20 protein-coding genes are annotated in these 20,641 nt (G+C 71.0%); 13 read left to right on the top strand and 7 right to left on the bottom strand.

What is annotated here, in order from left to right; translation table 11 throughout:
* Positions 1–131: 131 nt before the first annotated feature.
* The 5 genes from ACGFR7_RS25910 to ACGFR7_RS25930 form a co-directional block, all read right to left on the bottom strand.
* The gene (locus tag ACGFR7_RS25910; protein ID WP_393324111.1) at positions 132–1,235 is read right to left on the bottom strand and encodes a M24 family metallopeptidase; all 1,104 of its coding nucleotides are present in this window, start codon (positions 1,233–1,235) and stop codon (positions 132–134) included.
* 161 nt (positions 1,236–1,396) lie between these two features.
* Positions 1,397–2,578, bottom strand: a complete 1,182-nt coding sequence (locus ACGFR7_RS25915) for an NAD(P)/FAD-dependent oxidoreductase (protein ID WP_393323746.1) — start codon at positions 2,576–2,578, stop codon at positions 1,397–1,399.
* A complete protein-coding gene (locus tag ACGFR7_RS25920; protein WP_350253000.1) occupies positions 2,578–2,772 on the bottom strand; it encodes a ferredoxin in 195 nt (64 codons plus the stop codon). The genes ACGFR7_RS25915 and ACGFR7_RS25920 overlap by 1 nt, the downstream gene beginning before the upstream one ends.
* Before the next feature lie 53 nt (positions 2,773–2,825).
* A complete protein-coding gene (locus tag ACGFR7_RS25925) occupies positions 2,826–4,043 on the bottom strand; it encodes a cytochrome P450 (RefSeq protein ID WP_393323749.1) in 1,218 nt (405 codons plus the stop codon).
* A 66-nt stretch (positions 4,044–4,109) separates the two neighbouring features.
* Positions 4,110–4,889 (bottom strand): DUF3159 domain-containing protein, encoded by a 780-nt coding sequence (locus ACGFR7_RS25930; protein ID WP_393323752.1) that lies wholly within the window; start codon positions 4,887–4,889, stop codon positions 4,110–4,112.
* Positions 4,890–5,283: 394 nt separating this feature from the next.
* On the opposite strand from ACGFR7_RS25930, the gene ACGFR7_RS25935 reads away from it, so the two are divergent.
* Entirely contained in the window at positions 5,284–5,946 is a 663-nt protein-coding gene (locus ACGFR7_RS25935; RefSeq protein WP_393323755.1) for a response regulator transcription factor, read from the top strand.
* Position 5,947: 1 nt separating this feature from the next.
* Positions 5,948–7,381 (top strand): sensor histidine kinase, encoded by a 1,434-nt coding sequence (locus tag ACGFR7_RS25940; protein ID WP_393323758.1) that lies wholly within the window; start codon positions 5,948–5,950, stop codon positions 7,379–7,381.
* Positions 7,382–7,402: 21 nt separating this feature from the next.
* Here the strand turns inward: ACGFR7_RS25940 and ACGFR7_RS25945 are convergent, their stop codons facing one another.
* Entirely contained in the window at positions 7,403–8,656 is a 1,254-nt protein-coding gene (locus ACGFR7_RS25945; RefSeq protein WP_393323760.1) for a hypothetical protein, read from the bottom strand.
* 920 nt (positions 8,657–9,576) lie between these two features.
* Here ACGFR7_RS25945 and ACGFR7_RS25950 point away from each other — a divergent pair.
* From ACGFR7_RS25950 to ACGFR7_RS26000, 11 genes are all read left to right on the top strand, one after another.
* Positions 9,577–10,944: a TfuA-like protein gene (locus tag ACGFR7_RS25950; RefSeq protein WP_393323763.1), complete on the top strand. Its 1,368-nt coding sequence runs from the start codon at positions 9,577–9,579 to the stop codon at positions 10,942–10,944.
* Complete coding sequence (locus ACGFR7_RS25955; RefSeq protein WP_393323766.1) at positions 10,937–12,076, top strand: YcaO-like family protein; 1,140 nt, start codon at positions 10,937–10,939, stop codon at positions 12,074–12,076. The genes ACGFR7_RS25950 and ACGFR7_RS25955 overlap by 8 nt, the downstream gene beginning before the upstream one ends.
* Positions 12,077–12,120: 44 nt before the next feature.
* Positions 12,121–12,897, top strand: coding sequence for a hypothetical protein (locus ACGFR7_RS25960; RefSeq protein WP_393323769.1), 777 nt, complete (start codon positions 12,121–12,123; stop codon positions 12,895–12,897).
* Between the two features lie 77 nt (positions 12,898–12,974).
* Complete coding sequence (locus ACGFR7_RS25965) at positions 12,975–13,253, top strand: hypothetical protein (RefSeq protein ID WP_393323772.1); 279 nt, start codon at positions 12,975–12,977, stop codon at positions 13,251–13,253.
* Positions 13,246–13,695 (top strand): hypothetical protein, encoded by a 450-nt coding sequence (locus tag ACGFR7_RS25970; RefSeq protein WP_393323775.1) that lies wholly within the window; start codon positions 13,246–13,248, stop codon positions 13,693–13,695. The genes ACGFR7_RS25965 and ACGFR7_RS25970 overlap by 8 nt, the downstream gene beginning before the upstream one ends.
* The gene (locus ACGFR7_RS25975) at positions 13,692–14,816 is read left to right on the top strand and encodes an acyl-CoA dehydrogenase family protein (protein ID WP_393323777.1); all 1,125 of its coding nucleotides are present in this window, start codon (positions 13,692–13,694) and stop codon (positions 14,814–14,816) included. Before ACGFR7_RS25970 ends, ACGFR7_RS25975 begins: the two co-directional genes overlap by 4 nt.
* A complete protein-coding gene (locus ACGFR7_RS25980; RefSeq protein WP_393323780.1) occupies positions 14,816–15,058 on the top strand; it encodes a phosphopantetheine-binding protein in 243 nt (80 codons plus the stop codon). Before ACGFR7_RS25975 ends, ACGFR7_RS25980 begins: the two co-directional genes overlap by 1 nt.
* On the top strand, positions 15,058–16,617 hold the full coding sequence (locus tag ACGFR7_RS25985; protein ID WP_393323783.1) for an amino acid adenylation domain-containing protein: 1,560 nt from the start codon (positions 15,058–15,060) through the stop codon (positions 16,615–16,617). Before ACGFR7_RS25980 ends, ACGFR7_RS25985 begins: the two co-directional genes overlap by 1 nt.
* 14 nt (positions 16,618–16,631) lie before the next feature.
* Positions 16,632–17,918, top strand: a complete 1,287-nt coding sequence (locus ACGFR7_RS25990; RefSeq protein ID WP_393323786.1) for an MFS transporter — start codon at positions 16,632–16,634, stop codon at positions 17,916–17,918.
* 77 nt (positions 17,919–17,995) lie between these two features.
* A complete protein-coding gene (locus ACGFR7_RS25995) occupies positions 17,996–18,889 on the top strand; it encodes a phytanoyl-CoA dioxygenase family protein (RefSeq protein WP_393323789.1) in 894 nt (297 codons plus the stop codon).
* A gap of 93 nt (positions 18,890–18,982) precedes the next feature.
* Complete coding sequence (locus ACGFR7_RS26000; RefSeq protein ID WP_393323792.1) at positions 18,983–19,519, top strand: hypothetical protein; 537 nt, start codon at positions 18,983–18,985, stop codon at positions 19,517–19,519.
* Positions 19,520–19,609: 90 nt separating this feature from the next.
* Here ACGFR7_RS26000 and ACGFR7_RS26005 read toward each other — a convergent pair whose 3' ends face one another.
* The gene (locus ACGFR7_RS26005; RefSeq protein WP_393323795.1) at positions 19,610–20,491 is read right to left on the bottom strand and encodes a GNAT family N-acetyltransferase; all 882 of its coding nucleotides are present in this window, start codon (positions 20,489–20,491) and stop codon (positions 19,610–19,612) included.
* Between the last annotated feature and the right edge of the window lie 150 nt (positions 20,492–20,641).

Here is a 20,641-nt window from a genome sequence, read left to right on the forward strand (position 1 = left end):
CCCCGGGACCCGGGCCCGTCCCGGGCAGAAGCCGCGGCGGCGGCGGGGCGGCTGCCCCCCCCCCGCCGGTTCCCCGGGCGGCCCGGCCCCCGGGGGGGGGGGCGGCGGGCGGGGCCGGAGCGGCCGGGTCTCTACCGCACCACAGCCATCTCCCTGGCCGTCGCGTTCAGCCGCCGCCCGCCCGACTCCGTACACGTCACGATGTCCTCGATACGGACCCCGAACCGCCCCGGCAGATAGATCCCCGGCTCGATCGAGAAGCACATCCCGGGCACCAGCGGCAGATGCTCGCCCTCCACCAGATACGGCGGCTCGTGCGTGGTGACCCCGATGCCGTGGCCGGTGCGGTGGATGAAGTACTCGCCGTACCCGGCAGCCTTGATGATCTTCCTGGCCACCCGGTCGATGTCCTGGCAGGCGACGCCCGGCCGCACCGCCTCGAACGCCGCCTGCTGCGCCTCCCGCACGATGTCGTGCACCTTGCGCTCCTCGGCGCCCGGCTCCCCGACGTGCACGGTCCGCGAGGTGTCCGACCCGTACCCGTCCTTGAGGCCGCCGAAGTCGAGCACGACCATGTCGCCGTCCTCGATGACCCGTTCCCCGGCCTCGTGGTGCGGATTGGCGCCGTTGGGGCCCGACCCGACGACCGTGAAGTCCACCTGGCTGTGCCCGTGCTCGATCAGCAGCCGCGCCAGGTCCGCCGCCACCTCCTGCTCCCGCCGGCCGCCGAAGCGCACCCCCAGGATCTCCTCGTACGTCGCGTCCGCCGCGGCGCCGGCCGCGGCCAGCCGCGCCACCTCATGGGCGTCCTTGACCGCGCGCAGCATCGGCAGCGCCTCCGTCAGCGCGGTGTAGGCGGTCCCCGGCAGCCACCGCTGCAGTCCCAGCAGATGCAACGCCCACGTCGCGTCGGACACCCCGTAACGCCCTTGCGGATCCACCCACTTGGCGACCTCCGCATACGGTTCCGAGCCGTCGGTCCACCCCGACACCACCATCGCCGGGGCGCCGGGCGAGCCCTCCGCGTCCGGATACTCCAAGACGGGCACCAGCAGCCGCGGGCGCCGCCCCGGCTCGATCACCAGGGCGGTCAGCCGCTCGGTGGCGGCGGGCGGGCGGTAGCCGCACAGCCACACCAGATCCGGACCCGGCGTCACGATCAGCCCGGCCAGCCCGGCATCGGCGGCGGCCCGGCCCGCCCGGTCCATCCGCCGCTCGTAGTCCTCGTGCGTCATCGAAGTCACCATGCCGGTGAACTTACGCCGGTACGTCCCCTCCGGCTCGTCAAAATCCCTCTCCCGTCGGCCCCTTCTCCCTCCGGTTCACCCGGCCGTCCGCCCCTGGCCCCGACGGGCGCGTCGCCGGCGGACGCCTGCATCCGTTACTCCGGCATCCGTTACTCCGGCACCCGCTCGCCGATGCGGCCGCGGTACGCGTGCAGGGCGCGTGCGCTGTTCCAGCCGAGGACGCCCACCACGCGGCCGCCCTCCTGGTAGAGCGCGACGAACTTGCCCGTCTGCGGATCGCCCTCGGCACAGGTGACCCGGGCGTCCACGGGGCACCGGCCGTGGAACTGGATCTTGGCGTCGTACTGGTCGGTCCAGCCGAACGGCACCGGCGCGTAGGGCACCTCCTCCCCGGGCCCGGCGAGGAGGTTCCTGGCGACGGCGAGGGCCTGGGTGGTGGCGTTGGCGCGTTGTTCGAGGCGGACGCGGCCGCCGGTGACCGGGTCCGGCCGGTTGGCGACGTCTCCTGCCGCATAGACCCCGGGCGCGGCGCGGCAGTGGCTGTCGCAGAGCACCCCGTCCCCCAGGGGGATCGTGGAATCCGCCAGCCAGTCGGTGGCCGGCACCGAGCCGATCGCGACCACCACCACCTCGGCGGGGAGCCGGTCGCCGTCGTCGAGCACCACCTCGGTGACCCGGCCGTGTCCGCCGGTCAGGCCCGCGACGCCGCGGCCCATCCGCAGCCGGACCCCGTGGTCCTGGTGCAGAGTGGCCACCAAGTTCCCCACCCGGGGGCCGACTTGCGCGGCCAGCGGGGTGGGCGCGATATCGACGAGGGTGACGTCCAGGCCCAGCCCCCGTGCGGTCGCGGCGATCTCGCTGCCGAGGAATCCGGCGCCGATCACGACGACCCGCGGGCCGCCCAGCAACTGCGCACGCAGCGTCAGGGCCTCATCGAGCGTGCGCAGGACGTGCACCCCGGCCAGGTCGTGGCCGAAGGGCAGTTCGCGGGGCCGCAGCCCGGTCGCGATGACCAGGCCGTCGTAGCGCAGCCGGTCCCCGTCCTCAAGGGTGACGGTGCGCGCCGTCGTGTCCACGCCGGTCGCCCGGCAGCCCAGGCGCAGCTCGGCGTGCAGGCGCCCGAGGTCCGCGTCCTGGCGCAGCACGGTCGTCTCCGGTTCCCGCGCACCGGCCAGGACCTGCTTGGACAGCGGCGGCCGGTCGTAGGGCGCCCGGGGTTCCTCCCCGACCATGGTCAGCGTCCCGGCGAAACCCTCGCGGCGCAGGGCCTCGGCCGCGGTGAGCCCCGCGGCCGAGGCGCCCACCACGACGATCCGTTCCTTCTCAGGCACTACTTCAGCACCTCGATGGCCAGCGCCGGGCAACGGGCGGCGGCGTCCTCCACCGAGGAGTGCTGCCCCTCGGGCGGGAGGGCGTCCAGGAGGACGACGATGCCGTCGTCCTCCCGCTGGTCGAAGACCTCTTCGGCGGCCAGCACACACTGTCCTGCGCCGACGCACTTGTCCTCGTCGATGACGACCTTCATCAAGATTCCCTTTCTCGGGTGGTTGCGGTCCCGGGCGGCAGCCGTGGCGCCGGCTACCAGGTCACGGGCAGTGCGTGGACGCCGTAGATGAGCATGTCGTTGCGCATGGGCACCTCCTTTGCCGGTACGGCCAGCCGCAGCGAGGGGAACCGGTCGAAGAGGGCGGAGAGCGCGGCCTTCATCTCCACGCGGGCCAGTTGCTGGCCGATGCACTGGTGGGCACCGTGTCCGAAGGCCAGGTGCGGGCTGTGGGGCCGGCGCACGTCCAACTGGTCGGGGTCGCCGGGGAACTGCGCGGCGTCACGGTTGCCCGACGTCAGGGAGGCGAGCACCGTGGTGCCGGCCTCGATGCGGTGGCCGTCCAGCTCCAGGTCCTCCCGCACCACACGGCGCAGACCGAACTGAATGATCGTCAAGTAGCGGAGGAGTTCCTCGACGGCGTTGTCCCAGAGCGAGGCGTCCGCGCGCAGCGCCGCCAGCTGGTCGGGGTGGTGCAGCAGGCACATGGTGCCCAGCGCGATCATGTTCGCCGTCGTTTCGTGCCCGGCGAGCAGCAACAGCGCCCCGACGCCGGCCATCTCCTCGTCGCTGAGCCGGCCGTCCTGCACCAGGCCGCTGAGGATGTCGTCGGTGGGGCGGGCGCGCTTGGCGAGGACCAATTCGTGGATGTGCTGGTTCATCGCCAGGTGCGCCTGCTGGACCTGCTCCTGGCTCGCGTCCAGCCGGAGCATGGCGCTCGAATTCCGCTGGAAGTCGGCACGGTCCTCGTACGGCACCCCCAGCAGCTCGCAGATCACCAGCGACGGAATGGGCAGGGCGAAGTCCTGGACGAGGTCGACCGGCTGCTCGGCGGACGCCATGGCGTCCAGGTGCCCGGCGACGATCCGCTCCACCGCGGGCGCCAGCTGCCGCATCCGGCGCACCGTGAACTGGCCGGTGAGCAGCCGGCGGATCCGGGTGTGCTCCGGGGCGTCCATCATGATGAACATCCCCGGCGGGGGCGGCGGCACCGGTGTGCCGGTGGGCGCGAAGGCATCGGCCCGCGCGGGCCTGCGGTTCGCGCCGAACCGTGGGTCGGCGAGCACCGCCCTGACGTCCTCGTGCCGGGTGACCATCCAGCCTTCCGTACCGTCCGAGAAGGTCGCCGGCGTGATCGGGGCCTCTTCGCGCAGCGTCCGGTACCCGTCCGGCGGGCTGAACGGGCAGGTCCGCTCGGTGGGCTGGGGCCGGGCGTCGGGCCGGGGCCGGGTGGTGGGCTGGGTGTCGGTCATCGGACGGTCCTTTCCATGGGGTGTGCCGGGTCGGTGGGATGTGCGGGGTCGGTGGAGCGAGCGGGGTCAGTCGGGCGTGCGTACCGGGTCGGTGGCGTGTGCCGGGTCGGCGGGGCGGGCGGGGCCGGTGGCACGTGCGGGGCCGGTGGCGCGAGCCGGGCCGTTGCTCAGGTCGGCGTTCGCGGGAGCGTTCGCGGGAGCGTTCGCGGGAAGCGGAGCGTCGCAGCGGTGGTCACCGAGGGCGCGCCGGTAGACGCGCCAGCCCAGCAGTGCGCCGAGCGCGAAGACGAGCGGCCCGAAGACATCGACCGAGCCGAGGGCGACGGCCTGCCCGGACAGGTACAGCGGGAGCTGGATGGTCAGCATCAGGACGTTCCCCGCGAAGAGGACGAGGCTGCCCTTGGTGAAGGCCCGGCGGCGCACCGCGCAGCGGCGCCACGCGGTCCGCTCGCCCGTGAGCAGCCCCACCAACACCCCCAGCGGCGGCCACCCGAGAAGGATCAGCACCGGCGCCGACACGGCCATCACGCAGTGCAGCACCAGGTGCGGGAGGAAGAAGGAGGTGGCCTGCCCGGTCCGTGCGGCCAACGCGCCCTGGACGCAGACGAAGCCGAGGATCCCCAGCGCACGCCCCACGGGCTCCTTGCGCACCAGCCGGTGCACGAAGCCCGCGGCCCCGGCCGTGAAGGCGAGCGTCAGCGCGACGCCGAGTCGGTGGGTGAGGGCGAAGGTCAGGGTGAAGCCGAAGACGGGCGCGATATCGGTCACGGTGCCGCGCAGCCGGCTCCGCACGGCGGCCCGGACGGCATCCACACCGCCGGCTTGCTCATGTGCGGGAGGGTCCACGGGGTCTCCAGGCTTCTCGACGGACGGTGCTCTTTCCGGTGTCGTGGCTCAAGAGAAACCGCCCTCGCTGACCCGTCGCGGTCAGCAACCTGACCGTTTCCTGACAGCCTCCGCGGACCGGGGGAATGTCTGCCGCGCCGGGGGGAACGTCTGCCGCGCCCAGGGGCCGGAGCCAGGGGCCAGGGGCCTGGGGCCAGGGGCCGGAGCCGGGGGCCGCGGCCGCGGAACCGCCGGCCAGGGAACGGCAGCCGGTGAACCGCCGGCCAGGGAACCGCCGGTCGCGGCGACTCGTTGTCGTCGCAGACTCCGTGACCGATTGGTGCCCGCCATGCCCTCCGCCCCGCCGACGAGTGACGCGCCCTTGCCCCGGGGGGCCGGGCAACGGCTGCTCGTCGTGGATGACGACCCGCGGATGGCGGAGCTGCTGGAGACCACCCTGGGCCTCGCGGGCTACACGGTGGCGACCGTGGGCTGCGGTGCGCAGGCCCTGCGCGCGTACGCGGCGCAGCCCCCGGATCTGCTGGTGCTGGACGTCATGTTGCCCGACATGGACGGCTTCAGCGTGTGCCGGCGGCTGGTGGAGAACGGAGCGCGGCTGCCGGTGCTGTTCCTGACCGCGCGGGATTCCGTCGAGGACCGGGTGACGGGCTTCGCCATGGGCGCGGATGACTACCTCACCAAGCCCTTCAGCCTCCCCGAGCTGCTGGCCAGGGTGCACGCCTTGCTGCGGCGGGCCGGCCGGTCCGCGGAGGAGAGCCCGATGCTGCGTTTCGCCGACCTGAGCGTGGACGAGCGCAGCAGGCGGGTGCGCCGCGGTGACCGGCTGATCGCGCTGTCACCGACCGAGTACAAGCTGCTGCGTTACCTGCTGATCAACGCAGACCGGGTGATGTCGAAAGAACAGATCATGGACCACGTCTGGCAGCACCGCTTCGGAGCGGGCGTCGTCGAGAAGCTGGTGTCCCGGCTGAGGGCGAAGGTGGACGACCGGTCCCCCGCCCTGATCCACACGATGCGCGGTTTCGGCTACAGCCTGCGCCTGCCCAAAGGCGGCTGAGGTGGCCGCCGCCTGGCGCGGCTCCTTGCGGGCGCGCCTGATGATCGGGGTCGTCCTGCTGGCGGCCGGGGGCATGGTGGCCGTCAACGCGGTGTCACTGATCGGGCTGCGCCTCAACCTCGTCGATGTCGCCGACGCCACGCTCACCAAGGCCCGCACCGCCGTGCAGCACCGGGTCAGCGACCGGGCGGCCCCGGTCAACTCGGCCGGCCTCAACTCCCTCATCCCCGACGGCGTGTACGTCGCGCTGGTCGACGACCGCGGGCGGGTCATCGCCCAGACCCCGTCACGTGACCTCAACGGGCAGCTCCGGGCCCGCCCCGACCTGCCGGCGCCGGTCCCGGACGGCTACGCCGACCAGCCTTTGACCCTGTCGGCGAAGGGAGCGCCGGTGCCCCGCTACCGCGCCCTGAGGTTCCCCGTCGGCCCGTCCGCCACGGTCCGGCCCGCGCCCGGCGCACCGCCCCAGCGGTTCAGCACGGTCGTGGTCGCCAAGAGCCTCCAGCCGGCGGAGGACGTCGTCTACTGGCTGATCGGCGCCGATGCCGCCGCCACGCTGGCCGCGCTCGGCGGCATCGTGCTCCTCAGCCGTGGAGTACTCCGGGTGGGCCTGCGGCCGTTGCGCGACATGGCCGCCACCGCGACGGCCGTCGCCGACGGCGACATCGACCAGCGCATCGAGGTCGCCCGGCGCCACTCCGAGGTGGGGGAGGTCGCCACCGCCCTCAACCGGGCGTTCGACGAACGGCAGCGGTCCGAGGAACAGCTACGGCAGTTCGTGGCCAACGCCTCGCACGAACTGCGCACCCCGCTGACCACGATCCGCGGCTGGGCGCAACTGCATCTGCACGGTCTGGCCCAGGATCCCGAACTCATCGAACGGGCGATGCTGCGCATCGAGGGTGAGGCGGCCCGGATGCACGCCACGGTCGAAGAACTGCTGCTGCTCGCCCGGCTCGACCAGGGCCGCCCGCTGGCCGGCGCACCGGTGAACCTCGGCACGCTCGCCGAGGACGCCGTCGGCGATGCCCGGGTCCGCGACCCCGGCAAGCCGGTCACCGTCGAGATCGAGGGCGAGGTCTTCGCCTGCGGCGACGAGGACCGGCTCCGGCAGGTGCTGCAGAACCTCCTGAGCAACGCGCTGCGCTACACCCCGCCGGGCACGCCGATATCGGTGGGCGCACGTGCGCTGCCCGGCGACACGGTGGAGCTGACGGTCTGCGATCAGGGCCCCGGTATGCCCCCCGAGACCGCGGAGCGCGTCTTCGAACGCTTCTACCGCGGCGAGGAGTCCCGCGATCCGGCCGCCGGCGGCACGGGCCTCGGCCTGAGCATCGTCAAGTCGATCGTTGAAGCACACGGCGGCACGGTGACGGTCCGCACCTCGCCGGGCAAGGGCAGCACCTTCACCGTCACGCTGCCTGCGCCACGATGAACGGCCGGCGGCGTCCTCGCCTCAGACGAGGTAGCGCTGGTCCAGGCTCTTCGGCGAGAGGGCCGGATAGCCGAGGAAACGCCGGCGGGGTGGGGGCTGAGGCGGTTCGGTGGGAGCGGGGACGAGTTCACGGACGAGGGGGTCGACCGTCATCACCCTCGGCGCGAAGGAGACGTGGAACTTCCGGGCCGCCGCCTCGAGGTGGTAGACGACGCCCTCGTGGACGACGTTCTCCGCCCGGGTCGCCAGATAGACGAACTGCGGGTCGATCTCGCGCAGCAGGGGCTTCGGTATCCGGGCCGGGAGGGTCAGAGCGTAGTAACGGGGCCAGTTCTTCAGCCGGTGGCGTTCCAGCCACGAGCGGCCGAAGGGGCGGAGGCTGGTGAACATCGCGAAGCTCCATTCGAGCTTCACCCCTGCTACGACCAGCAGGAAGTTCAGGACGAAGGCCAGTGCGACCAGTGCGTGGACGAGCGTGTTCCCACCGCCCGAGGACACCGGGCCGAGCGCCTGGGACGACACCGCGACCGCGCACAGCGCCCCGTAGGCCGCCCCCTGGTAGAAGTCCTTGTACAGCCAGCTGTGTGACCGGCGGCCGGTGGCCGTGCGCCCGGTCGCCAGCGCGAGCAGGCCGGTGAACAGCGCCGCGAGCCAGACGGCACCGGAGCCACCGGGCAGCTCGGCCCGGCCGTCCGGGGAGAACGCCACCACCCACAAGGCCATGGCCACCACCGAGAAGGGGAAGTTGCCCGAGACTCCGAAGACCAGGTGCATCAGGATCGCCAGCCACAGACTCCAGCGCACCCCGCCCGGGACGCACAGCAGGAGGCCGGCGGCGAGCTCCGCCACGATCACCCCAACCGGTACGGCCTTCAGCAGCCGTCGGTGGACCGGCACGCCGAGCAGACGGAAGTAGTGGGCGGTGACGACGCGGCCCGCGCTCCGCTCGGTGAACAGGTATTCGTCATTGACCTTGAGCAGTGCCGCGGTCAGGTAGACGCCGGCAAGGACGTCTTGCGCGAAAGCGGGATGCAGGTGCACCGGGGTGAACGCCATGACCGCTGCCACCACCGCCCCGAGCCAGGAATGGTCGGAAAGGCGCCGGTGCGTCGCGAGCATCCAATAGAAGGCGAGTACGACAGCGAGGGCGCGCCCGCCGGGCGAAGGGACGGTCAAAACGGTGGCCAGAGCCAGCGGAAGGGCCGCCACTTGACCGAACACCGCCGCCGCACGGGGCAGTCTTATACCGAATACCGGCGCAAAGTGGTGCCCCACTCCGGAGAATCCATATTCCCAGTGCCTATTGACCTGGTGAAAAAGCAGACTGGCCACGACAAGAGCCATGGGTGTGATCTGGAAAGTCATTCCGAGTCCCCCGATGGGTTACCTTTTGCGCCTTCGGGGTGGATGCCACATGACGGCACACCGGAGCCCTTTGGCTGCGCGCGCATGCCGAAAACCCCGCGTGGCTGATGCTCGGCTTCCACGGATTCAAGATCCTGCATGGAGTCATGCCGGCCGTCAAGAGTCCTGCGGGCCGCCGCGGACTCGCCCGCGCCGCTGCCGGCGCGCCGCGATGCGGGTCCGATCGAGGCCCGTTTGGGGCCTGTTTGAGGGCCTGCCACGGCCCGCCGAGGACCGACCGAGACCCACCGAGACCCGTCCGCGCCTACGCAGCGCCACTGACCTGCAGATTCATCGAATTCGCCCCTTTCTCCCTTCTGCCATTGGTCACGGAATGGAAGATTCCCACCAAGAGATGACCGGCGAGTCCGCGGCTTCGGCAAATAACTCCAAAACTGCGTCGCCATTTTCTTTGAGCATGCTATTCGCGCGAACCAAGACGGGACGCGAAAACGGAATACTGACGTCCATCAGCAGGCGGGAACAGGAATCCGATAAATCCCTGGACGGGTGATCAGAGCCCGGGGTAGCGTGCCGTCGGCGCTTACGGAAGCGTCGGCACTTCCCTCAATTAATGATTGGGAGAAAAACATGGCTGAGGTAATTCTCGACACCGCCAGTGACGTTGCGGAGCTCTCCGGCGAGGACTTCGAGGGCCTGTTCGCGGACGCCCCGCTGGTGATCACCGACAGCGAGGTTCGTGACTGATCACGTCACGCCCGGCGGTTCGTGCTGATTGAACCGCCCCATTCGGTTCGACCGGCACAGCGCTGAAACAAGGGGGGCAGGGCATGGCGGTTCATGTGTTCGTCGGGCCGTCGTGCCCTGAACCTCTCGTACTGCACCACCCGGGCTTCGTCCTGCACGGGCCGGTCAAACACGGTGACCTCTTCTCGGCCGCGCTCGCCGAGGGGGATGTGGCCGTGATCGTGGACGGGATCTACCACCATCGTCTGGCGCTGCGCCACAAGGAGATCCTTGACGTCCTGGCGCGGGGCATCACCGTGATCGGGGCTGCCAGCATCGGCGCCTTGCGCGCGGCCGAACTCGACGGGTTCGGCATGATCGGCGTCGGCCGGGTCCACCACTGGTACCGCACCGGCGTCTTCGAGGGCGATGACGCGGTGAGCGTGGCCCACAGCGAAACGGGCTCGCCGGCCGGCCTCAACACCCCCCTGGTCAACCTCCACACCGCGATGCTGGCCGGCTGCGACGCCCGTGTCCTGGGACGGGACGCGGCCCACCGCCTGATGGCGCGGCTGGAGCGCGAGTACTACCCGCTGCGCACCCCCGAGCGCGTGCTCTCCCTGATCAAGCAGTGCGGCGAGACCGCATTCGCCGACTGGTACGAGCAGCGCCTGGCCGCCGAGCCGGACGCCTTCGACCAGAAGCGGGCCGACGCGCGCGAGGCCTTCGCGCTCGCCGAACGGCTCGACTCCCCGGCGCAGCCCTCTCCGCCCGGCGTGGCGAGCGGCGAACGCGACTGGCGCACCGAGTACCACCGGCGCTGGCGCAACCGCTTCGCGACGGCCACCCCCGACCTGCACCACCGGCTCGCCTACCAGCAAATATTCGACCCCGGCTTCCCCGACGTCTGGTGGGACTTCCTGAACGGCTCGTCCGCCGCCGGGGCCCCCGCCGACTCCGACGGGTTCCGGGGCCATGTGCGGCACGAGTTGGGCCCGGTGGCCGTCCAGTGGCTCGACGACCCCGCGCTGCGGACCCGGATCACCGCGGTCATCTGCCCGCTTCCCGACCTCGCGGATCCCCGGGAAGCCAAGCTGCTGCTGCGCCGTGAATCGGCCGAGGACCGGGCCCGGGTCGCCGACTGGCTGGACCGGATGCGGCAGCACCTCGAAGCCCGTCCAGCACGCAGCCTCGGCCAGATCCGGGAGGCGGTGTGCACTCGCCTGCTCGCGCGGATCTGGGGCGTGGACACCGGCAGCGAGCTGGCCATGGAGTGCGGCCGGAGGGGATTTGCTTCGCCACGCCAAGCCGCCGGGGCCTTCCGTCCGTTCGCCCTCGCCTACGTGTCCGACCAGACGGCCCGGACCGCCCACACCGCCCGGACGGCCGAGACGGCACCAGCAGACCCAGCAGCCCCAGCGGGCCCAACAGCCCCAGCGGCCCGGAAGAGCGGAGCGCGCGGCCATGTCTAAGGTCAGACTGCCCGGGACGCACCGAGCGGTGGCGCCGGAGACCACCTGGGCCCGGCTCGCACCCCGGCTGCGTCAGTACGGCATCAGCCGGGTCGCCGACGTCACCCGCCTCGACAACATCGGCATCCCCGTCTTCCTCGCCGTACGGCCCGAGTCCGAGACCCTGGCCGTCTCCCAGGGCAAGGGCGCCTCGCCGATCCTCGCGAAGCTCTCCGCCGTGATGGAATCCGTCGAGCTGTGGTACGCCGAGCGGCCGGCGCTCGACACCTTCACCGCCACGGCCGAAAGCCTCGGTCTCCCGTATGGCCTGACCGATCTGAACCTGCGTACGACGGGCGAGTGGATCCAGCAGCTCGAACTGGACTGGGTCCAGGCCTCTTCGCTGGCCGACGACCGCCCGGTGCCGGTTCCGCTGGACCTCGTCCGGCTCTCGTACAGCGGAGCGCACTACTGGCGCCGCCGCCTCTTCGAGACGAGCAGCACCGGCCTCGCCTCCGGAAACACCTTCGCCGAGGCATGTCTCCACGGGCTCTATGAAGCGGCCGAACGGGACGTGCTGGCCGCCCACCCGTCCCGTACCGACCCCGGACGCCTCTTCATCGACCCGGCGACCGTCCGCGACGCGCATCTGCGCTCCCTGATGCGCCGGCTCACCGACGCCGGGGTCGCGTTCGAGATCACCTGCATCCCGAACCGGTGGGGGATACCCACGTTCGCCGCCTTCGTCTGGTCGCCGCTCTTCCCCATCGTGTGCGCCGGTTCCGGCAGCCACATGGACCCCGATGTCGCGCTGTCCCGTGCGCTCACCGAGGCCGTACAGAGCCGGCTGACCGAAATCAGCGCCACCCGCGATGACATTCCGTCGGACCAGGACACGGCGCGGGACGCCAGCGCGGACCCCGGCTTCCGTCCCCACGCCGAGGGGGTGAGCGTCGACGAGGCGCTGAGCGGACACGGCGGCAGCTACGACGACTTGGAGGAGGAGCTGGCGGTGGTCACCCAACGACTGACGGACGTGACCGGCCACGCCCCCCTCGCGGTACGGCTGTCCGGGCCGGCCGATCCGTTCAGTGTCGTACGGGTCGTCTGCCCCGGGCTCTCCTATGCGGAAGGGCGCACTCTCTCCCCCTGACCGCCAGGGCCATGACGCGCAGGATCAGTGATGCGAGGTTTCCAGTGAACATTCAGCGGGGCAGCTTCCAGCACTCGGAAGGCTACGTTCTCGAGTACGAGGTGACCGAACCCGAGACTCTCTCCAGCCCTTATCTGCACATCCTCTTCCACGGCTTCAGCCGCATCGAGAAGCACGTCCCCCCGGTGTTCGCGCGCAAGCAGTGGAAGCAGGCGGACCGGTCCGTGTGCCTCTCCTTCTCCGACCCCGTCCACCGCTTCTCCCGGGACTCGTGCTGCGGCTGGTTCCTGCTGGGCGAGGAGGAGTTCGTACCGAAGATGTACGAGCTGCGTGCCTCCCTGCTGGAGCGCCACGGGCTCCGGGGCACCGTGTGGCACGGCCTGTCGTCCGGGGGATACGCGGCACTCAAGCACTGCATGCGGGCGGGCGGCGACGATCTCGCGTTCGTCATCTCGCCGCACAACGATCCGACCATTCTTCCCCAGTGGGAGCAGGAGGCCGCGCCGTTTTGCCGGCTGCCCGGCATGGCCGCGCCGGAGACCATGACCGACATCATCAAGGACTGGACCGATCCCGGCAGTTCGCGCTTCCTGCACGCGCTGGTGTCGGAGAAGGACTCCTACTTCGCGCTGGAGCACCTGCGGCCCCTGATGCGGAGCCTGCACGGTCACGAGAGCGCCCGGGCGGTCATGCTCCGGGACGGCCGGGGCCACGGATTCATCAAGGACGCCGACTACGACTCCCAGCTCGACGAGGCGATCCACCGCTGGGAGACCCACCGGGCGCGTCACTCCGCCGCCGCGGCAGCCACCGCCGAGTGAAGCACCGCCGAGTGACGCACCACCGAGTGACGCACCGCGGCATGACGCATCCGCCGGATCGCAGAGAGGAGTACGCAGTGTCTGAGGTAAAGGTCATCCTTTCCACCCCGCTCGCCCGGTTCGCCGACGGCGAGACCAAGTTCCAGGTGCCGGCCGGCACCTTCCAAGAGGTCATCGACAAGGTGTACGAGCGCCACCCGGCGCTGCGCCTGCGCCTGGCGGACGGCGCGGGGGCGCTCCTCCCCTTCGTCAGCGTCTACGTCGGTGAGGACAACATCCGCGATCTCGGCAGCCCGGACATCGAGGTGCCCCCGCGGACCACCGTGATGATCATGTCGGCGGTGGCGGGTGGATAGTCCCGGAACCCGGCGGACCATCCGCCAGGCCGCCGCCGGCGACGCCGGGGCCGTCCGCGAGCTCTACGGAGCGGGCGAGGCCGAGGAGTTCGCCCTCCGGCTGGCGGACCGGCACACGGCGCCCGGCACCACGCACTACGTCGTCGAGTCGGACGGCCAGATCGTCGCGGCCTTCGCGCTCACCGCGCTCGGCCGGCTGCGGCCCGGTGGCAAGGTCCGGCTGATGCTGCACGAGATCAAACTCCGGCCCAGCTACCGGGGCACCAGCGTCGCCGAGGACATCCTCGGCTGGCTGGCGACCGGCCTCGGGGTGGGCACCGAGCGGGAACTGCTCACGCTGGCGCCGCTGGGCCAGCAGCCCTCCAGCTTCCAGCGGTTCGGGTTGACGGAGTCCCACCAGGCGTTCAAGTGGCCCGTCCGGGACGGAGGCATCCCCACATGACGGAGGATCGAGAGCTGTTGCACAGCGCGGAGTTCACCAACTGGCTCGCGGGACTGAGATCCTGGGCCGGGAAGGCCCGGGAGGAAGCCACCGCCTGGCGTGCGGCGGGCGCTCAGGGACTGCTGTCCCTGGCCGTTCCCGAGGGCGCCGGCGGCACCGGGACCGGCTACGAGGCGGCCTGCCTCGCCCTGGAGGCGTTCGCCGAGGAGAGCGGGCTGAGCGGACTGCCCTTCTCCATGGCGGCACAGATGTGGGCCTGCCAGGAGCCCCTTCTCGAATTCGGCAGCGAGGCCCAGCACGCGAGGTACCTGCACCCCCTCATGGCGGGCACGACCGTGGGTGCCTTCGCCGCCACCGAGTACGACGCGGGCTCGGACCTGCTGTCCCTGCAGACCCACGCCGAGCAGGACGCCGAGGGGCGTTGGCGCCTCAACGGCGCCAAGACCTTCGTCACCAACGGCCCGACCGCCGAGATCTTCGTGATCATCGCCCGCACCGCCGAGGGCAGTTCGCTCTCCGGCCTCACCGCCTTCCTGGTCCCCCGGGACACCCCGGGCCTGCGGATCGGCAAGGTGATCGAGAAGTCCGCGCTGGCGGGCGCGCAGCTGTCTTCGCTGCTCATGGACGACTGCGTGGTGGCCGACGCCGACCGGCTGGGCGGCGCCGGCGGCGGATTCGCCGTCCTCATGCACGCGATGCGCTACGAGCGCGCCTTCATCCTGGCGCCTGCCCTGGGACTGATGGCCGGGGCGCTGCGCCACGCGGTCGAACACGCCCGCTCCCGCCACCAGTTCGGCCGCCCGCTCAGCTCGTACGACACGATCCGCCAACGCCTGGTCCGGATGCACATGAGCCTGACCAGCGCGCGGGAACTGCTCTACGCCACGGCCCGGGCGGCCGACGGAAACCGGCTCGAACACAGCCGGTCGTCCCTGACGAAGCTGCACGTCAGCACGGAGTTCAACCGGTTCTGCCAGGAGCTGCCGGATCTGTACGGCGGCTACGCGCTGCTACCGGAGACGGGCACCCTCGCGCTGACGGCCGACGCGGTGGCCAGCCGGTACTACTCCGGCACCTCCGATATGCAGATGAAGATCATTGCTGAAGGGCTGGGTTTGTGATGACAGAAGACTCCGTACTCAAGGCCGTCCTCGCCGCGGTCCGCGAGGTGGCTCCGAGAGCCGAGATCTCCGACGACACCGCCCTCATCGCCGAACGGGTCATCGATTCACTGTCCCTGCTCAGCCTGGTCTCGCTCCTGGAGAAGGAATTCTCCGTCACCATCAGGGACTCGGAAATCCTCCCGGCCCACTTCGAGAGCCCGCTCGCCGTCCGGGCCTTCCTGAAGTCCAAGGGCTGCTGATGGCGGCCGGCCGATCCCTTGCCGGCGATCTGCGGGCGACCGCGGCACGCCACGGCGACCGTACCGCCGTCATCGACGGAACCCTCACGCTCAGCTATGCCGCACTGGACGGCATCGCGGAACACCTCGCACAGGCGCTGCGCGCCCTGGGCGTCGCTCCCGGCGATTGTGTCGTCTGGCACGGGGCGAAATCCTCGCTGGCGGTGGCGGCCGTCCACGGCATACTCCGCTCCGGGGCGGGCTACGTCCCGATCGATCCGGACGGGCCCATCGCCCGCGCCGAGCTCATCGCCGGCCGCTGCCTCCCCCGCGCCATGGTGGCGGACGCCGCGGCCCGGGACCAGTGGCGCACGGTCGCACCCGGGCTCGTATGGGAAAGGCTGCCCCTGGGCCCCGAACCGGTCGGTGAACTGTGGTACGCAGTTCCCACGGATGCGCCACGCGCCCCGCTGGAAGACCTCGCGTATGTGCTCCATACGTCCGGCAGCACCGGTCACCCCAAGGGCGTGGTCCACACCCACGCAAGCGCCTCGGCGTTCGTCGACTGGTCGGTCCGGGAGCTGGGGCTCACGGAGCGCGATGTCATCATCAACTCCGCCCCGCTGCACTTCGACCCGACGACGCTGCACCTCTTCGGCGCCGCCCGCGTCGGTGCCGCGGTCGCCCTGATGCCCGCGTCGGCCGCGCCCTTCCCCGCCGCGCACATCGACTTCTGCCGCCGGGTCGGCGGCACCGTCTGGTACGCGGTGACCTCGACCCTCGCCTGGCTCACCCGCAGGGGCAAGGAGCTGCTGCCGGAACTGCGGGGGCTGCGTGCGGCCGTGGTCGGCGGCGAGGTGCTGCCGCCGGACGAGGTGAACGTGCTGCTCTCGGCCCTGCCGGGGATCCGGCTGCTCAATGTGTACGGACCGACCGAGAGCAACGTGTGCACGTTCTACGAGATCCGTGGCCGTCAGCGGCCCGATGCCGTGATCCCGATCGGGCGGGTGCTGCCGGGCGCGGAGATCGCTGTGGTGGACGAGCGGCTGGAAGGGGTGGAGCCCGGCTGCCCGGGCCAGCTCCTGGTCCGCGGCAGCATGCTGATGGAGGGCTACCTGGACCCCGGGCAGACCGCCCGCGCCTTTGTCCGCACCGCTGACGGCCGGCGGTGGTACGCCAGCGGTGACCTGGTCAGGGAGAACCCCGCGGGCGAGCTCGAATTCATCGGCCGCGAAGACACCCAGATCAAGTCGCGTGGCTTCCGGGTCGAGCTGGGGGAGGTAGAACGGCACCTCCACGCGCTCGACGGCATCCACGAGTGTGTCGTGGTGGCGACACCGGACGCCGTCTTCTCCAACGTGATCACTGCCTTCGTGACGGCGGATCACCTCGACGACGTCAAGCCGCTGCCCGATGTGCTGCGGGCCCGGCTGCCGCACTACATGGTGCCGGAGCGCCTTGTCCTGGTCGCGGATGAGCTGCCCAGGAACTCCAACGGGAAGGCCGACCGGAAGGCTCTGTCGGAGCTTGCCGCCCGGCCGGAGCTCGGTGAGACCCCCGGGCTGACGGTCGTCCACTGAAGGAAGACAGAACTGTGACCCTCCCCTCCGCCGACGTCAGTGCCTCCGCCGATGAGACCGTCGAGGTCCTCAAGGTGGTGGACTTCCGGCTGCTGTGGGCCGCGAACAATTTCCGGTACGCGGCCTCCGAGGTTGCCGGGTTCGCGCTGCCCCTCACCGCGCTGCTTGTGCTGCGTGCACCGCCGCTGATGATGAGTCTGATCTTCGTCTGCAGCCGGGCCGGCTTCTTGGTGATGGGGCTCCCGGCCGGTGTCTGGATCGACCGCTGGCGCAAGAAGCCGGTACTGATCTGGGCGGATGTGGTCTACGCCGTGGCCTTCGGCAGCGTGCCGGCCGCCTACTTCCTCCACGTCCTCACCGTGGCCCAACTGCTCGTGGTGGCACTGATGGTGAGCCTGGCGGGCGTCTTCTTCGACGTGGCGCACAGCAGTGTGCTGCCCTATGTGCTGCCCAGACGCCGGGTCTCGGACGGCAATGCCCGGCTGCAGACGTCCGAGAGCACCCTCCAGGCAATCTCCCCCAGCGTTGCCGGCGTGCTGACGCAGAGCGTCGCGGCCCCCGTTCTCTACTGCTTCGCCGCTGTCTGTCACCTGACGTCGGTCGTGCTGCTGCGCCGTATCCGGCCGGACGGGGACATCGCCCGCGGCAAGGGGGGGTCCGAGCGGAAGTTCCGGCGTGAGATCGCGGACGGCATCGGCATCCTCTTCCGGCAGCCGCTGCTCCGCCTGCTGCTCAACCAAGCGGCCCTGAACAACATCGGCGCGGGCATCATCCTGGCGATGCTGCCGGTGTTCCTCCTCAAGGAGATCGGCGTCGCCCCCTGGCAGTTCGGGCTGCTGTCGACGCTCGGTGCGCTGGCCGGGCTCGCCGCCTCCCTGGTGGCCCCCGGGTTCCGGCGCCGGTTCGGCGAGATACGGATGACGCTGGTCTTCTCCGCCGTGGCCCCGGTCGCGGTCCTTGCGGCACCGCTGGCCGGCGTCTTCCGAGAGGTCGCCGTGCCGCTGATCGCGCTGGCGGAGATCCTGATCGGCTTCGCCCTCGTGGGCCGGTCGGTGTCCACGGCCGGACTGCGGGCCCGGGTGACACCGAACGCGTACATGGGCCGGGTCACGGCGGCGTACAGCGTCGTCGTACAGGGAGCCACGCCCCTCGGCGCGCTGGCCGGCGGCCTGATCGCCAACCAGTGGTCCACCGGTACGGCCCTGTGGGCGGGCGGGCTGGCCATGGGCCTCCCTCTTCTCCTGCTGCTGCTCTCCCCCCTGCGCCGCTATCGCACGCTCCCCGCCGAGTGGGAGGTCTGATCCCCCCTCTTCGCCGACGAGCCGCGTCCCCCCTCCCCCTCCCCCCACCACCGCATATTTCACCTGGAGAATCCCGTATGACCGCACTGGACCAGGCCGCTGCCGCATATGAGGAGCACGGCTTCGCCATCATCCGCAATGTCATCCCCGAGGACCTGCTCGCAGAGGCACGCGCCCATGTCGAGTGGCTGACGGCCAAGTATCCGGAGCTTCGCCCCGAGCACTTCCACCACCCGCTGATCCGCAATGACGCCTTCTGGGTCCGCCTCATATCGGACCCGCGGCTTGTGGACATCGGCGAGCACTTCCTGGGCCCGGACCTTGCCTGCTTCACGGCGCATTACGTCTGCAAGCCGCCCTACGACGGCCATCCCGTGCTGTGGCACCAGGACGGTGCGTACTGGAAACTGACGCCGATGAACGCCCTCACGGTGTGGCTGGCCATCGACGAGAGCACCACCCGGAACGGCTGCCTGCGCATGATCCCCGGCAGCCACAAGCTGCCGCTGCACGAACCGAGCCTGCGCACGGACCAGCCCAATATGCTCTTCTCGGAGGCCGACAGCGGGCTGGTGGACGAGTGGGCCGAGCAGCAGGGCATCGTCGACATCGAGCTGAACCCCGGCGATGTCTCGATTCACCATCCACACCTGCTGCACTGCTCGGAGGCGAACACCTCACCGAAGCGGCGCTGCGGACTCGACATCGGCTATATCTCCACCGCCACCCGCATCGAGAGCGACGGGCTCTACCTGGACCCCGTACTGGTGCGCGGCACACGTGCCGAGGGCGTCAACAACTACCGTGACCTGCCGCGTTACTCCCCCGGCGAAAGCATTCCGTTCGCCGGCCATGAGACGTGGAACGACCGGCCCGGCGTCGCCCCGGCCGGCCCCCCGGCCGGGGAAGCGCCCCTCACCACGACCGAGCGCATGATCGAACGGCTGCGGGAAGGCACGGTCGCGCGCTGAACCGGGCGTGCACAGCGGACTCGACGAATGCACAGATGGCTCCGCGGCGGGGCCCGGGGAAGGGCGGACCAGGAAATGCAGAGAGTCGTCTATATGCAGGACCGAGACGACGGCCAGCGGATGAAGGACGTCGTCTACGTCCATCCGCCCAGCTACAAGGGCGAGGAGTTCCCGAACCCCGCCGGACTGCCACGCCCCGTGGTGGGCGGGCTGCCCTTTCCCTGGGTCACCCCCATGGCGGACGGCAAGCCGCTCTTCCGTGAGATCGAGCGGGTGAAGGCGGAACTCTGCCGCCGTCTCTGGGGCTGCCAGGTGTGCGGGAACGACCTCGACAGCACGGCCTGGGTGGCGCTCAAGGAGCCCGCGGAGGGGTCGGCGGTGGTCTCCTCCGCCGCCATCCATCCCGCGTGTCTTCGCCTGGCGGTGCAGTACTGCCCCGTGCTCGGCGACCCGGCCATGGGCTATGCGTTCGCGGAGGTGTACGAGGACGACATCGTCGCCGTGGCCGACGAGTCACCGGACCGCGACGGCCGGGCACCCGCGGCCCGTTGGCATCTGCGTCCGGCCGCGGAGACCTCACGGCCCGGCCGGGTCCGCACGTTCCATTCGCTCTCCGATGTGCGGGGCTGAATCCTCCACGGCTCCCGCCGGGTGGTGCTGTCCGTGCAGCTCGGCACCACCCGGCTTGAGGTGCGGCCCGGTGGGTGAGGCCCTGCCCTCCTACAGGCCGCGCTGGTACTCGAATGTCGTGTGCGTCGGCGCATGGCCGAGCGCGTCGTTGATGTGCCTCATGTGCGCGTTGATGTCGGCGGTGTCGGTCAGCAGGCCGCCAAGGGCCGGATGGCGCTCGAAGGCCTGCAGTATCGAGGCGGCCTTCATCCACCGGCCGAGGCCGTGCCCGCGGTGCCCGGGCAGGACGCCGGTGCCGTAGTGCTGGCCATCGCCCTTGCCCTCACCGGGAACGACCAGCTCGGTGAAGCCGGCGATCGAGCCGTCCGACTCGTCGAGGGCAACGACGGTGTGCAGCAGGTCGCCACGCTTTTCGACGGTCGCCACCGCGGCCCTGACCCGGTCCAGGTCCCAGGCCACCGTGCCGAAGTCGGCGCCGCCCATCGGCATGTCGTCCATGGCATGGCGCGAGGCCACGAACGTCTCGGCGAGGTCGTCGGGGACCATGCCCTCCCACGACGCCAACCGATAGCCGGGATGCGGCCGTTCGGCGATGCCGGTGAGAGCGGGGATGTCCGCTTCCGCCTGCGCAAGCCGGGTGTGGATCAGGGTGAGGACCTTGCAAAAGCCCCGGGCCGGCAGGAACCGGTCAGCGGGAGAGCCGGCTTCGGCCTGGGTGATGACGCAGCGCCGGCCGTCCCGGCGAGCGGCGGCCAGCGCCGCGTCCAGGAGCCGGGAGCCGGTACGGTTCCGCCGCTCGGCCGGATGGACGTGGAGTTCCAGGGCGGCGAGGTGGTCCTGGCCGGTCTCGGTGTAAAGGCGCAGGAACGCCGACCCGACGGGGGTTCCGTCGGAGTCGGATGCCAGCCACGCCAGGCGGCGGTGGGCCGCACCGGTGTCGGGGTCGGTCAGCGCGGTGAGGCGAACGGACAAGGTGTCTCCGTCGGAGAGAGGGGGAAGCTGTCGGGGCCTGGTGTCGACTGCTGACCGGTCGTGCGCATGTGCGGCACACCTCCTTGGCGACGGCGTCGGCCTGGGCGGCCGGCGGCCCGGGGAACGTAGCTTCTCCCGTCCGGAACAGCA

Origin of the sequence: Streptomyces sp. NPDC048516, from assembly GCF_043199875.1 — a bacterium.
Lineage (GTDB): Bacteria > Actinomycetota > Actinomycetes > Streptomycetales > Streptomycetaceae > Streptomyces.

Bases quoted from the DNA above. Each gene is read 5' to 3' on its own strand.
- ACGFR7_RS25955 (WP_393323766.1), top strand. From the start codon at position 10,937: ATGTCTAAGGTCAGACTGCCCGGGACGCACCGAGCGGTGGCGCCGGAG.
- ACGFR7_RS25995 (WP_393323789.1), top strand. From the start codon at position 17,996: ATGACCGCACTGGACCAGGCCGCTGCCGCATATGAGGAGCACGGCTTC.
- ACGFR7_RS26000 (WP_393323792.1), top strand. From the start codon at position 18,983: ATGCAGGACCGAGACGACGGCCAGCGGATGAAGGACGTCGTCTACGTC.
- ACGFR7_RS25985 (WP_393323783.1), top strand. From the start codon at position 15,058: ATGGCGGCCGGCCGATCCCTTGCCGGCGATCTGCGGGCGACCGCGGCA.
- ACGFR7_RS25980 (WP_393323780.1), top strand. From the start codon at position 14,816: ATGACAGAAGACTCCGTACTCAAGGCCGTCCTCGCCGCGGTCCGCGAG.
- ACGFR7_RS25925 (WP_393323749.1), bottom strand. From the start codon at position 4,043: ATGACCGACACCCAGCCCACCACCCGGCCCCGGCCCGACGCCCGGCCC.
- ACGFR7_RS25910 (WP_393324111.1), bottom strand. From the start codon at position 1,235: ATGACGCACGAGGACTACGAGCGGCGGATGGACCGGGCGGGCCGGGCC.
- ACGFR7_RS25920 (WP_350253000.1), bottom strand. From the start codon at position 2,772: ATGAAGGTCGTCATCGACGAGGACAAGTGCGTCGGCGCAGGACAGTGT.
- ACGFR7_RS25975 (WP_393323777.1), top strand. From the start codon at position 13,692: ATGACGGAGGATCGAGAGCTGTTGCACAGCGCGGAGTTCACCAACTGG.
- ACGFR7_RS25950 (WP_393323763.1), top strand. From the start codon at position 9,577: ATGGCGGTTCATGTGTTCGTCGGGCCGTCGTGCCCTGAACCTCTCGTA.